The organism is Vibrio sp. 2033, assembly GCF_033339735.1.
The window spans coordinates 96,499-110,777 of sequence record NZ_JAWOVC010000016.1 but is presented as its reverse complement, the minus strand read 5'-3'; the positions used below and the strand labels follow the sequence as shown (position 1 = coordinate 110,777).

Here is a 14,279-nt window from a genome sequence, read left to right as displayed (position 1 = left end):
AAAAATTTATGCCATCGGTTTCTATTTGTATAGTTACGTAATGCAAGAAAAGACAAAAAAACCGCTCATTATGAGCGGTTTTTGGTCTATTCAAGAAAGGGTTAGGCTTCTTGCTTTTTTAGCTCAGCTTCTGCCGTTTCTTCTTCAATTAGCGCATCAACGATAACTGCACATGCAGCATCACCTGTGATGTTCAGTGCTGTACGAATCATATCGAAAATACGGTCAAGAGCGAATAGCAGCGGTAGACCTTCAATTGGAATGCCAGCGGCAAGAAGCACGGCAACCACTAGGAAAGAAGGGCCAGGAACACCCGCTTGACCAACCGCACCCAATGTAGACGTTACGATAATTGCAATGTAAGCGCCCATGCCTAGATCGATATTGAACAGTTGAGCAAAGAAGATAGCAACCAAGCCATAGTAAATCGCATTACCTGACATGTTGATCGTTGCGCCTAGAGGCAGAACAAATGATGCAGTTGAATTTTTTACGCCCAGCTCTTTTTCACAGGTGTCCATTGTAACAGGCAGTGTTGCCATAGAAGACGCTGTTGAAAGCGCAACTGCTTGCGGTTTCTTCATTGAAGACAGGAATTTCTTCGCAGATGTCTTCGTGAAAACATGCACCATTGCTGGGTAAACAACGAAACCGAAGATTAGGATGGCGGCAACGTAAACAACGAACAGTTTAAACACCACCATTAGCGCACCAAAACCGAACGTACCGACGGCTTCTGCCATCAGACCAAATACACCGATAGGTGCAATGATCATTACTTTGTTGATCATCCAAACCATTGCGTCAACGATGCAGTTAACACCATTGATGATTGGTTCACGACGCTCTTTTGCTTGCTTAGAAATCGCAATACCAAAGAACATACAGAAAACGAGGATCTGTAGGATGTTTGCTTCATTTAGTGATTGGAAAACGTTGGTTGGGATCATACCAGTGATGGTTGCCCAGAAAGTAGGTAGTTCACCTTTTGAAGCGTATTCTGCTGAGAACATGCCTTCGACGCCAGAGACGTCGATACCCATGCCTGGTTGGAATACTTCACCCATAAATAGTGCAAGCGCAACGGCTAGGGCGGATGTTAAACCAAAATAACCTAGAGTGACGATACCAACTTTACCTGCTGACTGGCTGTTCCCAAGACCAGCGGCGCCAGAAATCAAGGCTACAGCGACCAAAGGAATAACCAACATTTTGATTAAGTTGATAAAGATAGCACCTAAAGGAGCGAACACTGTCGCATCATGACCCATCATGGCACCAACGGCTGTGCCCACGATCATGGCGATTACGACTTGTACGCCAATGTTGTTTAGCAAACTCTTTTCTTTTAACACTTCCATAACCTCTGTGCTAATAAAATGTAAAATCCTAAAATTACCCACTAACCATAAATGGATTTACGGATAATTATCTCGCCTTGCTTTTTACACTTATCGTTTACAATTGGCAATATGCAGCAAGGTATTATTGATGGATTAATCGATATTTTATTGACGAACGATAAAGTTTTGTTCAATAGCAAACGTTTGCTATTGATTTTTCTTATAAGGGTTACGCTTGGGATTGTTCAAGTTTATTTTTCTTTATTTGTTTTCTTTTTGTTAATTTTAACCGCTTTTGTATTTGCTATTGCAGTCAGAGTTTTTAGTGACTTGGGGGGATATTTATAACAATTCATCTCTTTCAAGCTCACACTTTTATTAATTTGCCTTCTGAAATGTTAATTGCTTTACATTCTTAGTCCTGATTGCGTTGTAAACATAATGTTAAATGGTAATGACTGGTGAGAATCAAATGCTGACGATCCAGTGTTAAGGATAACTTGCTTAGTTAATGCTCCTGAGCTGATTAGACGAGAAAGACAAGTAAGAGGTGAAGAGACTATGATGAATCTTGCTGCTGCGTTACAAAGAAATGCTGCGAGTAAACCAGATAAAACGGCGTTGATATGTGGCGCTGAAAAGATAAATTATGCGCAGTTTAATGCGATCGCCGGCAAGATCGCAGCGTCTTTAATCAATAAAGGCGTAAAGCCAGGTGACCGCGTTGCGATTTCATGCCCAAACATTCCTTTTTTCGCGTTTGTTTATTATGCAATACAAAAAGCTGGCGCGGTTGCAGTCCCATTAAATGTGCTTTTGAAAGCGCGAGAAATTAAGTATCACTTAGAAGATTCAAAAGCGAAGTTTTATTTCTGCTTTGAAGGGACGAAAGAACTGCCAATGGCAAAAGAGGGCGTCAAAGCCTTTGAACAAGTCGATACATGCGAAGGCATAGTCGTACTGACTCAATCTCAAGATCAAAGCTATTGGAATGGTGTAATAACTCTCAATGCGTTTATAGCCGATGTCCAACCGTTGCCGGATTATATACCGCGTAATGCGGATGATACTTGTGTGATTTTGTATACATCAGGGACGACAGGCTTACCAAAAGGCGCTGAGCTGACTCAGCAGAACATCATAATGAACGCTCTGGTGGCACAAAACATTATGGGCAGCCAGGCCGATGATATTCACTTAGTAACTTTGCCTTTATTTCATACATTTGGTCAAACCGTCCACTTAAATGCTAGTGTTTTGGGCGGGGCAACATTGGTGTTAGTGCCTAGGTTTGAGCCTAAACATGTTCTTGAGCTGGTGGAAAAACATAGGGTGACGATATTTGCTGGTGTGCCAACGATGTACATCGGTCTGCTTCACGTGCAGCATCAATTTGATACCTCGTCATTGCGTGTTGCAGTAAGCGGTGGTGCGCCATTGCCAACCGAAATCTTTCGAACCTTTGAAGAAACATTTAATGTGCCGATCTTAGAAGGATACGGGTTATCGGAGACAAGTCCTATTGCATGTTTTAATCATTTGGATCAGGAGCGCATACCAGGCTCGGTAGGTCAACCGGTTCAAGGTGTCGAAGTAAAAGTTATCGATATTGAAGGTAATGCACTACCGATAGGCGAAGAAGGTGAGATTGTTGTGCGTGGTCATAATGTTATGAAGGGATATCTTGACCGCCCAGAAGTTACTGAATCTGCGCTACAAAATGGTTGGTTCCATACTGGTGATGTGGGCCGCTTTGACAGTTCAGGTAATTTATTTATTGTCGATAGAATGAAAGATCTGATCATTCGAGGTGGATTTAATGTTTATCCCAGAGAAATTGAAGAAGTTTTCATGACTCATCCTGCAGTTTCAATGGTAGCGGTGATAGGGATTCCAAATGAAGAGTATGGCGAAGAGATAAAAGCCTACGTTGTACTTAAACCAAAAGAATACATTGACGCCGATTCATTACAAAAGTGGGGTAAAGAGCAATTAGCCTCGTTTAAATATCCTCGTTATGTCGAAATTCGTGAACACCTCCCGATGAGTGCGACAGGAAAGATTTTGAAACGTGAGTTGAAATCTGAATTGAATATAGCTTAGTCAATTCAATGGTTTTTGTGTCACAGCGCCACTTGCCTAAGTGCAAATGGTGTTGTGCTCTTGACCAATTAGATGCATAAGGTTTTTAGCTATCGTTAGACAATACTTACCGTTTGTTGAATGGATCTATTGCTCGAGTTCTTTAAAGTATTCTTCTAAGCGTTTCGGATTGGTAATGGTTACTGAGCCATAGTTTAGCTCTAGCATCCCAATACTTTCTAATCGTTTTAGTATCTTGTGTACGCTCTGACGAGTTAGCCCCATCATGTTAGCGATATGTTCTCTTGTTACCCTGACAACGCATGGTCGAGTATCGATCGCTTGATTAAGTTGGTATTCAGCAAGCAGCAGCAACCTTTTGGCGACTCGTTCTTCAATTCCTCTAATCGCGTCATCTTCGATAACAGAAATAGCAGACCATAAACGGCGGCTAAGTAAGTCGAGTATAGTGGGGTAACTTTGAGGGTATTTGGCGAGTAACTGGCGAAATTTATCTCCAGGAAGCTCCATTACAGTCACGTCAGAATGCGCGGTCGCACCAAAAATACGAGGCATACCGGGAGAAAAAACATTGTCTCCAAACCAGCCACCAGCTTCGAAAATCATCAGTGTGACTTCTTTGCCTTTTGAACTAATTGAGTTCACTCTCACTGCACCTTGAGCTATGACCATAAGAGAAGATTGAAGCGCACCTTTATTGCAAATCAGTGCTTTTTCGTCGAAGCAGCGAACCTTAGTCATTTGCGCTGCTTCACTAAGCCCTTTATCTGGCAGCCCTGATAGTACAGGACATTTGGCTAGCAGTGTTTTGACTTCTTCCATGTAGCAACCTTACTGCACATTGCTTTATTGAGTTAGTTAAGTTACCCAAGCTTAACACTCTTTGAGTGCTCTGCTTGAGATAGATTTGGAAAGTGCGGGCGTTGAACAAAAAATGACGTGGCATAAACGCGATAGTAAGAAAACGCCCACTAAACATAATGTTAAGCGGGCGTTGTTGTGTCATATCAAACTGAAATTATTTTTGAGTGGCGGCTTTCATTGCAGAAACGAATTCACCTAGCTTGTCGAGCATAATTTGTGGCTGATCAACGTTCGCTTCAATGATTTTGACCACGGCTGAACCAGAAATTGCACCAGCGGCGCCAGATTCTAGTGCTTGTTTCACCTGTGCAGGCTCTGAGATGCCAAAACCAAGTAGTGCTGGTGGCGCATCAAATTGGTTCAGTCTATCCAGCATATGACCTACAGGCATGTTTGCTTTGGTTTCTGCGCCAGTAACGCCAGCACGAGATAGTAGGTAAGTGTAGCCGCCACCTAACTCTGATACTTGCTTCAGTGTTTCATCACTTGCCGTTGGTGGTGCGATGAATATTGGGTGAATACCAAACTTCTCTGCAGCAGCAACAAATTCAGCACTTTCATTAGTTGGTACGTCTGCAATCAAAACAGAATCGATGCCTGCTTTTGCACAACGCTCATAGAAGTTCTCGATACCACGAGAGTAAACAAGGTTCGCGTACATCAGAAGACCAATAGGCAACTCTGGGTATTTAGCTCGGATCTTACCGATTTGCTCGAAGCAGATATCTGGTGTTGCACCTGAATCTAACGCGCGAATGTTAGCGCCTTGGATGGTTGGGCCATCGGCTAGCGGATCTGAGAATGGAATACCAAGTTCAAGGGCATCTGCGCCAGACTCAACCAGTGTTTCCATGATTTTGTAAGACTGCTCTGCGTTTGGATCGCAAACCGTTACGAACGGTACAAATGCGCCTTGGTTCTTTTCGTTTAGGCGCGCAAACATCTTCTCATAACGGCTCATTAGATCGCTCCTTTTTCTTCTAGGATGGCATGTACAGTGAAGATATCTTTATCACCACGACCAGATAGGTTAACAACCAGCAATTGCTCTTTTTCTGGATTCTCACGTGCCATACGCAGTGCGTGTGCCACGGCGTGAGAAGATTCAAGTGCAGGGATGATGCCTTCATGGCGTGCAATCTCTTGGAATGCTTCTAGCGCTTCATCGTCTGTCACGTTGTCGTATTCAGCACGGCCAATTGCGTTTAGGTGTGCGTGCTGTGGACCAACTGAAGGGAAATCAAGACCAGCAGAGACAGAGTATGACTCTTCAACCTGACCGTTTGGATCTTGCATCAATGGCGCTTTCATACCAAAGAAAATACCCGTTTTACCATGTTTAAGTGGTGCACCGTGCTGGTCAGTATCGATACCTTTACCTGCTGGCTCAACACCAATTAGGCGAACGCTTTCTTCTTCGATGAAGTCAGCAAACATACCAATCGCGTTTGAACCACCGCCCACACATGCGATAACCGCATCAGGAAGACGACCTTCACGTGCCAAAATCTGATTCTTCGTTTCTTCACCAATCATGCGTTGGAAGTCACGCACGATCGTTGGGAATGGGTGAGGGCCTGCCGCTGTACCTAGTAGGTAGTGCGCGTCTTCATAAGTTGCAGACCAGTCGCGTAGCGCTTCGTTACATGCATCTTTAAGTGTCGCAGAGCCCGAGTGGACAGGAATAACTTCTGCGCCCATTAGCTTCATACGGAATACGTTCGGGCTTTGACGCTCAACGTCTTTTGCACCCATGTACACGCGACACTTAAGGCCAAGCAGTGCACATGCTAGTGCGGTTGCAACACCGTGTTGACCTGCGCCAGTTTCAGCGATGATTTCGTTTTTGCCCATGCGTTTCGCAAGTAGCGCTTGACCCAACACTTGGTTAGTCTTGTGGGCACCACCGTGAAGTAGGTCTTCACGTTTTAGGTACAGTTTGGTTTTCGTACCTTTGGTTAGGTTACGAGTTAGAGTTAAAGCCGTTGGGCGGCCCGCATACTCTTGAAGAAGCGTCATGAATTCGCTGCGGAATTCTGGATCTTCTTGCGCGTCGATAAACGCTTGCTCTAGTTGCTCCAGTGCTGGAACTAGAATTTGCGGAACGTACTGACCGCCGTATTCGCCAAAGTAGGCATTCAGTTTTGCCATCGTTATATTCCTTCTCGTATTTTTCGCTACGAATAGCTTTAAATTTTTTAGCTGATATCCAGCTTTAGTAGCTGCGAATAGCGGTGAATGCCGCGAGCAACTTCTGTGAATCTTTTTTGCCTGGTGCGCTTTCTACACCAGAGTTTAAGTCTAATCCCAAGCAACCTAGTGTCGCTGCTTGTTGAGCATTTTCTGGCGACAGTCCGCCCGCTAGCATAATTTGACTTGGGTCGCCGATCAGTGACCAGTCGAACACTTGACCAGTTCCGCCAGTTTGAGTGCCAACTTGCGCATCTAATAAATGGCGATCAATGTTGTCTGCTAGCAGTTCTGGCTTGGCATCAGTCACGCCGTAAGCTTTCCAAATTTCTACCGTTGCTGGCAGTTCGGCTTTGAGTTGGTTTACGTAAGCTTGGTCTTCTTGACCGTGCAGTTGCACCGCTTTTAAACCCAAAGAGGTGACGACAGAAGCAACAAAATCGATATCGTGATTTTGGAAAACGCCTACATAGTTCAGTGGAGCACCGCTCATGGTTAAGCGAGCACCTTCAAGGTCAACCGCACGCTTCGACTTCTCGACAAAAATCAGGCCACCAAATACCGCGCCAGCTTGATATGCTTTTGCTGCGTCATCTGGATGCGTTAAGCCACACACTTTGTTTTCGCCTAACGTCACTTTACGTACAGCAAGTTCTAGGTTGTCTTCCGCCATCAGTGAACTACCAATCAAGAAGCCGTCTGCGTATTCCGCTAAATCACGAACTTGTTTATGTGTATAAATGCCAGATTCTGAGATTACTGTTGCGTTAGGAGCCAGTTCGCGAATTGTCGGTGCCAGTTCTTTAGTACGATTCAAATCAGTACTTAGGTCGCGAAGGTTACGGTTATTGATGCCGATAACGCGTGCGCCAAGCTTAACGGCACGATGAAGCTCTTCTTCGTTGCTGACTTCGGTCAAGATACCCATGTTCAGGCTGTGTGCTGCTTCTTCTAGCGCTTTGTACTCTTCGTCATTCAGGACAGAAAGCATCAATAGCACAGCATCAGCACTGTAATGACGTGCTAGGTAAACTTGGTAGGTGTCTATCATGAAGTCTTTGCACAGAACGGGTTGTTTAACTTGACCACGCACTTGAGGAAGAAAGTCAAAGTTACCTTGGAAGTACTTCTCGTCTGTTAGGACTGAAATCGCATCAGCATGGTTGTTGTAAACCGATGCAATGTAATCCAAGTCGAAGTGATCACGAATCAAACCTTTAGAAGGAGATGCCTTCTTACATTCGGTGATGAATGCCGTCTTTTCGCCACTCAGAGCATTGTAGAAGCTGCGGTCCGATGGCAGCAAATCAGACTGAAATGTGCTTAGCGGTTGAGACACCTTACGGTCTGCTACCCATTGATATTTGTCGCGGACAATTTTCGCCAGTACTTCTGCCATTTCTGCTTCTTTCTTAGAAACGTGTTCAGACAGGTTGCCAGCTTGCTGAGTGTTGAAGTCAGTCATCTTCTTCAATTCCTTAAGCGTGTGCGGCAAGTTGTTGTACCAATTGGTACGCCTTGCCTGAATTCATTGCCTCAATCGCTTGTTGCGTGTTGGCTTTCAAATCTTCGTGGCCGAATAAACGCATTAGCAGAGCAACGTTCACTGCCACTGCGCCCAATTGTGCGTCTGTACCTTTACCCGTCAGAATATTGGTAATGATTGCTTTGTTTTCTTCAGGATCGCCACCTTTGATCGCTTCTAATGGGTGCGCTTCTAGACCGAAGTCTACTGGTGTTAGCGTGTACTCAGTGATCTTGCCGTCTTTGATTTCTGCAACCGTTGTTTCACCGTGAATTGCTACTTCGTCCAAACCACTACCGTGTACTACAGCGGCGCGCTTCATACCCATTTGTAGCATGGTTTCTGCGATAGGACGAACCAGTTCTTCACTGTAAACGCCCATCAATTCGATGTTAGGACGTGCAGGGTTAATCAGTGGACCAAGAATGTTAAAGATGGTGCGTGTTTTCATGGTTTGACGCACTGGCATCGCATGTCGCACACCACCGTGGTATTGAGGTGCAAATAGGAAAGCGACACCAATATCGTCTACCGCTTTGCGCGTATCTTCTGCGCTCATAGCTAGGTTGATACCAAATGAATCAAGAAGATCAGAAGAACCAGATTTGCTTGAAACGCTGCGGTTACCGTGTTTCGCTACTTTTAGACCACATGCTGCAGCAACAAACGCCGCAGTGGTTGAAATGTTGATGGTGTTGTGACCGTCACCACCAGTACCTACGATATCTGCGAAATCGTAATCTGGGCGAGGGAATGGATTTGCGTTTGCCAGCAGTGCTTTCGCCGCGCCTGCAATTTCGTCTGGCGTTTCGCCTTTGAGTTTTAGTGCAGTCAGTGCTGATGCCATTAAAATTGGGTCTAGTTCACCACGGATAATGATGTCGAATAGCTGTTGGCTCTCTTCCTGAGTAAGCGATTCTTGCTCGTACAGTTTGGTAATAATAGGGTTGATGATTGCTTCCATATTTCCTCTCCTAAATTTCTTATGTGCCAAGTGCTTTTTAAGCAGTGAGTGGGGTCGCTGAAGTTTGTTCTTCAAGTGCCCATTCAATGGCATTGGCCAACAGTGTTGCTCCGTAGGTCGTCATAATAGATTCCGGGTGGAACTGGAACCCGCAAACTTTATCTTCTTCATGTACAACAGACATTACCAAGTCATCCACTTCTGCTGTGATGGTTAGGCTCTCAGGAACCTTGGTCGCAACTAGCGAGTGGTAACGTGCAATTGCAAGTGGTGATGGTAGGTTTTGGTAAATCGCATGGTTTTGGTGCTCCATCATAGAGACCTTACCGTGAATGATTTCGCCCGCGCCAGCAACGGTGCCACCGTACGCTTCAACAATCGCTTGGTGACCAAGACAAATGCCGATCATCGGCACTTTGCCTTTCATGCGTTGGATAAGCTCAGGCATTGAGCCTGCTTCTGAAGGAGCACCAGGGCCTGGCGATAGCAGAACCACTGGGTTTTCAAGCTCGTTTACCGCTTGTTCGATGGTTTCTGCTGGGATGTTGTTTCGGTAAATCTTGACCGAGTGACCTAACGAGCGGAACTGATCCACAAGGTTGTAGGTGAACGAGTCAAAGTTATCGATAAAAATGATATTAGCCATCTCTGAACCCTATTCCTTATTGTGACTTATGCGCTGCTTGGATAGCAGAGATTACCGCTTGTGCTTTGCCGCGCGTTTCGTCTGCTTCCGCTTGCGGATCAGAGTCGAACACCACGCCAGCACCAGCTTGAACTTGAGCAATGCCGTTCTCAACGTACGCTGAGCGGATCACGATACAGGTGTCGAGTGTGCCTTCACCAGTGAGGTAGCCAACAGCGCCGCCGTAGCTACCGCGTCGTGCGCCTTCTACATCGCGAATCAACTGCATGGCACGAATCTTAGGTGCGCCGGTGAGCGTACCCATGTTCATACATGCTTGATATGCGTGCAGCGCGTCTAGGTCTTCACGCAGTTGACCAACCACACGAGACACCAAGTGCATTACGTGGCTGTAGCGGTCGACTTTTAGAAGGTCTGCTACGTGGCGAGTACCAGCTTGAGCAATACGAGCGACGTCGTTACGTGCCAAGTCAACCAACATCATGTGTTCTGCGTTTTCTTTCATGTCGGTGCGCAGTTCAAGTTCGATGCGGCTATCTAGGTCGAAATCGATCTCTCCATTCGGGCGTTTACCACGGCGACGTGTGCCTGCAATTGGGTAGATTTCAATTTGGTTGGTATCGGTTTCATACTTAAGCGCGCTTTCTGGTGATGCGCCAAACAGAGTGAACAGCTCATCTTGCATGTAGAACATGTAAGGGCTTGGGTTACTTTGTTTCAGTTCTTTGTAAGCCGCCAGTGGAGAAGGACAAGGTAGAGTGAATCTACGAGACGGTACAACTTGGAATACATCGCCTTTCACTACGAACTCTTTTAAGTTGCGAACGGTTTGGCAGAAGTCTGTATCAGATACGCTAGGTTCTATCGTTATGTCAGCGATTTGTTTTGCGCTTGGCAGTAGTTTTGGCGCTGCACACTGAGCGCTGATTTCTGCAATGCGAGTCTCTAACGCTGTTTTCTCTGAACCATCAACAAACAACGTCGCTTGAAGCTGGCAAGATTCCGTTTGATGGTCGACAACAAGTAGTGTTTCCGCGACGTAGAAAACGTAATCTGGACACTGATTTGTTACTTCGGCATTACCAAGCGGCTCAAAGTTTGCGACTAAGTCGTAGGCAAACAGACCACCAAGGAAAATTGCGTGTTTGTCTTGCTGTGAAATATCAAAACTATGCTGAACCAAACGTAGCGCATCGAAAGAAGAGGCTTCACGTAGGCGAGAGTCTTCATCTAACGTGTCGCATGGCTGGTTAAACTGCAAAGTTAGCGTTTCGCCATCGAACTTGCTCTCAACGTCACCACGGATGTTCTGGTTTAGGTGAGACAGTAGGTTTTTACCGTTATTGGTCAAGGCGTGCATGCTAACGGTATGGCCGAAGCAAACAATGCGAACCGCTGAATCTACGATCAGCAGGGATTTTAAATTTTGCTTTGAATCGATCTCAGCAGATTCCAGCAATAGGCTGTCAGTTTTGTTCTCACATAGTGTGTGGAACAAGCGAGTCGGGTCTTGAGTATAAGGGACGGAAGCCGTTAGCACTTCAAGCTGTCCAAGTTTCTTAATTTCAATGGCCTTGTTCACAAGACCTCCTTGTAGCTGTTTAAATCTTCCTACCGTACATAGTCGCATAAAGCAAACGTTCTCCCAATCTAGAGTTGGCTATATTCGATTAATGTTTAGGCAGTTGAATGTGAAATGAGCAACAAAACAAAAAAGCCCGCTTAAGTAGCGGGCTTTACAACGTTTGGTTCTATAAACTAGAAGTATACGTTTGCCCACCAAGAACTAGTCCAAGTGCGCCACCAAGCAAGATCTGATGAGTTTGCCTTATTAAGACAAACCGCAACTTTCGCTTTTTGGTTTTGGTTAAATTCTTGTAACATGGTGAACCTTAAATTACGTACTTTGTATTTGTGTACTAGTTAACTAGTGCGAGAGTAAAAAGTCAACCCCAAAACGGCATTAAAACGATAAAAATATGAGAATTGATTTACATAGTCACACCACTGCATCGGACGGTCGGTTAGAACCTAAAGATTTAGTGGAAAGGGCGCTGAGTTTTGATATCGAGGTTTTGGCGATCACTGATCACGATACGGTTGACGGTTTGGCGTTAGCTAAGCAATACGTTCAAGATAATAATTTGCCGATAAAAATCATCAATGGCATTGAGATATCGACCGTCTGGCAAAACAAAGACATTCATATTGTCGGCCTGAATATTGATCCGGAAAATGAACAATTATCTGCCCTCATAGAACAGCAGAAGCAGCATCGCATAACACGATCTGAGTTAATTGCAGAGCGACTACAAAAAGCAACTCGAGTAGGTGTGCTTGAAGAGGTAAGGCAAATCGCCGGTGATGCTCCAGTGACAAGAGCGCATTTCGCGAAATGGTTGGTAGATAATGGTTACGCAAAAACCATGCAAATGGTGTTTAAAAAATACCTAACGCGTAATAACCCAGGTTATGTACCACCGAATTGGTGTTCGATGAAGGATGCGGTTGATGCTATCCATGCGGCTGGTGGAATGGCGGTATTAGCGCATCCTGGCAGATATAAGTTGACAGCGAAGTGGATTAAGCGTCTTCTAGCAGCGTTTGTCGAAGCAGGTGGTGATGCGATGGAAGTTGCACAGCCACAGCAAGCGCAACAAGAAAGGCGCAACTTGGCTGATTATGCTATACAATACAAACTATTAGCCTCTCAAGGCAGTGATTTTCACTACCCATCACCGTGGATGGAGCTAGGAAGGAACCTATGGTTGCCTGCTGGCGTCGAACCAGTTTGGAAAGATTGGGGAATAGATCCTTCGTTGAATAATACTCAGTAATACGAAGTCGAGAACCCATAAAAATATAGAGCCGAGAGGCTCGATAATGAGGAATTACAATGAGCCAGTTTTTTTACGTTCACCCAGAAAACCCACAGGCTCGCTTGATTAATCAAGCAGTAGCAATCATTCGTAACGGCGGCGTTGTGGTTTACCCTACTGATTCAGGGTACGCACTTGGCTGTCAGTTGGAGAACAAACAAGCACTGGAACGAATCTGTCAGATTCGTCGTCTGGATGATAAGCATAACTTTACTTTACTGTGTCGTGATTTGTCGGAGCTTTCTCTCTATGCGCGAGTGGATAACTCTGCATTCCGACTGCTGAAAAATAACACACCAGGTCCTTACACCTTCATCTTCAAAGGCACAAAAGAAGTGCCGCGTCGTTTGATGAATGCAAAACGTAAGACCATCGGTATCCGTGTCCCAGACAATCAAATTGCCTTGGACTTGTTGGAAGCATTAGGTGAACCGATGATGTCTACGTCGTTGATTCTACCTGGCAGTGACGTAACAGAATCTGATCCAGAGGATATTCGCGATAAACTAGAACATGCGGTTGATGTGATTCTTAATGGCGGTTACCTAGGTGAACAACCTACGACTGTAATTGACTTTAGCGAAGGTGAACCTGTTGTAGTTCGTTTGGGATCAGGTGACCCTGCACCATTCGAATAGTAGACGCACCACCGCCAAACAAAATAGGAGGCATCGCGCCTCCTATTTTAGTTGTCATATCGAATATCTCATTGAACTTAACTGATTGAGGTTAAGCAAAATCGAAAATGTCGATACCATTTTGTTCTGCATAGTTGATGTATGCAGAGCTCACACCGTTTAGTGTCACTTCAACATTGTATTCATCACTTGAGAATACTGCCCAGCCACATTCATTGTAAGATAAAGTCAGATCATCCGCTGAATCCAAGAACGTATCTCGAATGCCATCGTTATCAGTGTCTCGGCCCATATCAAAGACAAGTTTGTCATGGAAAATATTAAAATCGACAATGTCGGCTTTGACATCAATATCGTTGGAAGATACTGGCTGATCAGGTACACCAATAGCCAGGCGGTTTGTAAGCACGAAGGTGTCGTCTCCACAGCCACCGCTCAGTACTGATTCACCATCACCAACAACGAGGGTGTCGTTACCCCAGCCACCACTCAAGTAGTTGTTGCCTGAATAATCAAAAATTGTGTCGTCGCCACAGCCACCAAAGAGTTTGTCGTTTCCTAATCCTCCGGATAGGAAATCGTTTCCAAAGCCGCCAGAAACAAAGTCGTTACCTCGGCCACCAAGCAAGGTATCATCTCCCCAGCCACCGAAGACAATATCATTACCTCCGTATCCTACAAACTTATCATCACCACAGAAGCCGAAGAAAATATCGGTTGTTTCAGAGCCTTTTGTGCCTGTCATATCGTCATCTTGAGATGTCCCAAAAATCCAATTTAGGTCGAGATTTAGCATAGACATTGTTCTATTCCTTTTTGTCTGATTTATGCCAATCGCCGAGAGTGCAGAGCGAACCTAGAGAGTCAGAGTACACGATAGCATTAGTGTTATTTTTTGATGTGAACTAATGACTTAAAGACAATTTTTGTCTTGCTACCCACGACCTTGTTTTGCTATGAGCGCTCATTGTCTGCGGTGATTGGTATTACTTAGCAGCAAACAGGGACGGCTTATTCTTCGTTGCTTTCTAGCAATATGAACAGTAAACACACCCCAAGTGGTTATTGTTGTAACCCTGACAATTTTATCAGGTACAGCGTGGTTAAAGTGGTTCAGGAAGACCGAT

The 14,279-nt window shown here is 45.0% G+C and carries 14 protein-coding genes and 1 other annotated feature; of the genes, 4 read left to right on the top strand and 10 right to left on the bottom strand.

Annotated elements, in window-relative coordinates; translation table 11 throughout:
* Positions 1-101: 101 nt before the first annotated feature.
* Positions 102-1,361, bottom strand: coding sequence for a dicarboxylate/amino acid:cation symporter (locus tag R7P74_RS18725; protein ID WP_005376774.1), 1,260 nt, complete (start codon positions 1,359-1,361; stop codon positions 102-104).
* Positions 1,362-1,472: 111 nt separating this feature from the next.
* Here R7P74_RS18725 and R7P74_RS18720 point away from each other — a divergent pair, with 111 nt between their 5' ends.
* Together R7P74_RS18720 and R7P74_RS18715 are read left to right on the top strand one after the other, a co-directional pair.
* Positions 1,473-1,691, top strand: a complete 219-nt coding sequence (locus R7P74_RS18720; RefSeq protein ID WP_318123039.1) for a hypothetical protein — start codon at positions 1,473-1,475, stop codon at positions 1,689-1,691.
* Positions 1,692-1,904: 213 nt separating this feature from the next.
* On the top strand, positions 1,905-3,446 hold the full coding sequence (locus tag R7P74_RS18715) for a long-chain-fatty-acid--CoA ligase (RefSeq protein ID WP_064354141.1): 1,542 nt from the start codon (positions 1,905-1,907) through the stop codon (positions 3,444-3,446).
* Positions 3,447-3,572: 126 nt separating this feature from the next.
* Here R7P74_RS18715 and R7P74_RS18710 read toward each other — a convergent pair whose 3' ends face one another.
* From R7P74_RS18710 to R7P74_RS18675, 8 genes are all read right to left on the bottom strand, one after another.
* On the bottom strand, positions 3,573-4,268 hold the full coding sequence (locus R7P74_RS18710; protein WP_005376777.1) for a Crp/Fnr family transcriptional regulator: 696 nt from the start codon (positions 4,266-4,268) through the stop codon (positions 3,573-3,575).
* Positions 4,269-4,464: 196 nt separating this feature from the next.
* The gene (gene trpA / locus R7P74_RS18705; RefSeq protein ID WP_047009991.1) at positions 4,465-5,271 is read right to left on the bottom strand and encodes a tryptophan synthase subunit alpha; all 807 of its coding nucleotides are present in this window, start codon (positions 5,269-5,271) and stop codon (positions 4,465-4,467) included.
* Positions 5,271-6,461: a tryptophan synthase subunit beta gene (trpB, locus tag R7P74_RS18700; RefSeq protein ID WP_005376781.1), complete on the bottom strand. Its 1,191-nt coding sequence runs from the start codon at positions 6,459-6,461 to the stop codon at positions 5,271-5,273. Before trpB ends, trpA begins: the two co-directional genes overlap by 1 nt.
* 64 nt (positions 6,462-6,525) lie before the next feature.
* Entirely contained in the window at positions 6,526-7,965 is a 1,440-nt protein-coding gene (trpCF, locus tag R7P74_RS18695) for a bifunctional indole-3-glycerol-phosphate synthase TrpC/phosphoribosylanthranilate isomerase TrpF (protein ID WP_225474056.1), read from the bottom strand.
* Between the two features lie 13 nt (positions 7,966-7,978).
* On the bottom strand, positions 7,979-8,989 hold the full coding sequence (gene trpD / locus R7P74_RS18690; protein WP_225474055.1) for an anthranilate phosphoribosyltransferase: 1,011 nt from the start codon (positions 8,987-8,989) through the stop codon (positions 7,979-7,981).
* A gap of 37 nt (positions 8,990-9,026) precedes the next feature.
* Positions 9,027-9,635: an aminodeoxychorismate/anthranilate synthase component II gene (locus tag R7P74_RS18685; RefSeq protein WP_054577042.1), complete on the bottom strand. Its 609-nt coding sequence runs from the start codon at positions 9,633-9,635 to the stop codon at positions 9,027-9,029.
* A 16-nt stretch (positions 9,636-9,651) separates the two neighbouring features.
* Complete coding sequence (locus R7P74_RS18680) at positions 9,652-11,217, bottom strand: anthranilate synthase component 1 (protein ID WP_225474054.1); 1,566 nt, start codon at positions 11,215-11,217, stop codon at positions 9,652-9,654.
* Positions 11,218-11,343: 126 nt separating this feature from the next.
* Positions 11,344-11,447 (bottom strand) — a sequence feature (Trp leader region).
* Complete coding sequence (locus R7P74_RS18675) at positions 11,394-11,519, bottom strand: trp operon leader peptide (RefSeq protein WP_005376787.1); 126 nt, start codon at positions 11,517-11,519, stop codon at positions 11,394-11,396. (Overlaps the previous feature by 54 nt.)
* A 95-nt stretch (positions 11,520-11,614) precedes the next feature.
* Here R7P74_RS18675 and rnm point away from each other — a divergent pair, with 95 nt between their 5' ends.
* Together rnm and R7P74_RS18665 are read left to right on the top strand one after the other, a co-directional pair.
* Positions 11,615-12,472, top strand: a complete 858-nt coding sequence (gene rnm / locus R7P74_RS18670; RefSeq protein WP_005386777.1) for an RNase RNM — start codon at positions 11,615-11,617, stop codon at positions 12,470-12,472.
* Positions 12,473-12,531: 59 nt separating this feature from the next.
* Positions 12,532-13,152, top strand: a complete 621-nt coding sequence (locus R7P74_RS18665) for an L-threonylcarbamoyladenylate synthase (RefSeq protein ID WP_005376791.1) — start codon at positions 12,532-12,534, stop codon at positions 13,150-13,152.
* A 91-nt stretch (positions 13,153-13,243) separates the two neighbouring features.
* Here the strand turns inward: R7P74_RS18665 and R7P74_RS18660 are convergent, their stop codons facing one another.
* Positions 13,244-13,954, bottom strand: coding sequence for a calcium-binding protein (locus R7P74_RS18660; RefSeq protein ID WP_005376796.1), 711 nt, complete (start codon positions 13,952-13,954; stop codon positions 13,244-13,246).
* Positions 13,955-14,279 lie beyond the last annotated feature (325 nt).

Coding starts and splice junctions, on each gene's coding strand:
- trpB (WP_005376781.1), bottom strand. CDS start 6,461: ATGGCAAAACTGAATGCCTACTTTGGCGAATACGGCGGTCAGTACGTT.
- trpCF (WP_225474056.1), bottom strand. CDS start 7,965: ATGACTGACTTCAACACTCAGCAAGCTGGCAACCTGTCTGAACACGTT.
- rnm (WP_005386777.1), top strand. CDS start 11,615: ATGAGAATTGATTTACATAGTCACACCACTGCATCGGACGGTCGGTTA.
- trpD (WP_225474055.1), bottom strand. CDS start 8,989: ATGGAAGCAATCATCAACCCTATTATTACCAAACTGTACGAGCAAGAA.
- R7P74_RS18710 (WP_005376777.1), bottom strand. CDS start 4,268: ATGGAAGAAGTCAAAACACTGCTAGCCAAATGTCCTGTACTATCAGGG.
- R7P74_RS18665 (WP_005376791.1), top strand. CDS start 12,532: ATGAGCCAGTTTTTTTACGTTCACCCAGAAAACCCACAGGCTCGCTTG.
- R7P74_RS18660 (WP_005376796.1), bottom strand. CDS start 13,954: ATGTCTATGCTAAATCTCGACCTAAATTGGATTTTTGGGACATCTCAA.
- R7P74_RS18725 (WP_005376774.1), bottom strand. CDS start 1,361: ATGGAAGTGTTAAAAGAAAAGAGTTTGCTAAACAACATTGGCGTACAA.
- R7P74_RS18720 (WP_318123039.1), top strand. CDS start 1,473: ATGCAGCAAGGTATTATTGATGGATTAATCGATATTTTATTGACGAAC.
- R7P74_RS18715 (WP_064354141.1), top strand. CDS start 1,905: ATGATGAATCTTGCTGCTGCGTTACAAAGAAATGCTGCGAGTAAACCA.
- R7P74_RS18685 (WP_054577042.1), bottom strand. CDS start 9,635: ATGGCTAATATCATTTTTATCGATAACTTTGACTCGTTCACCTACAAC.
- trpA (WP_047009991.1), bottom strand. CDS start 5,271: ATGAGCCGTTATGAGAAGATGTTTGCGCGCCTAAACGAAAAGAACCAA.
- R7P74_RS18675 (WP_005376787.1), bottom strand. CDS start 11,519: ATGTTACAAGAATTTAACCAAAACCAAAAAGCGAAAGTTGCGGTTTGT.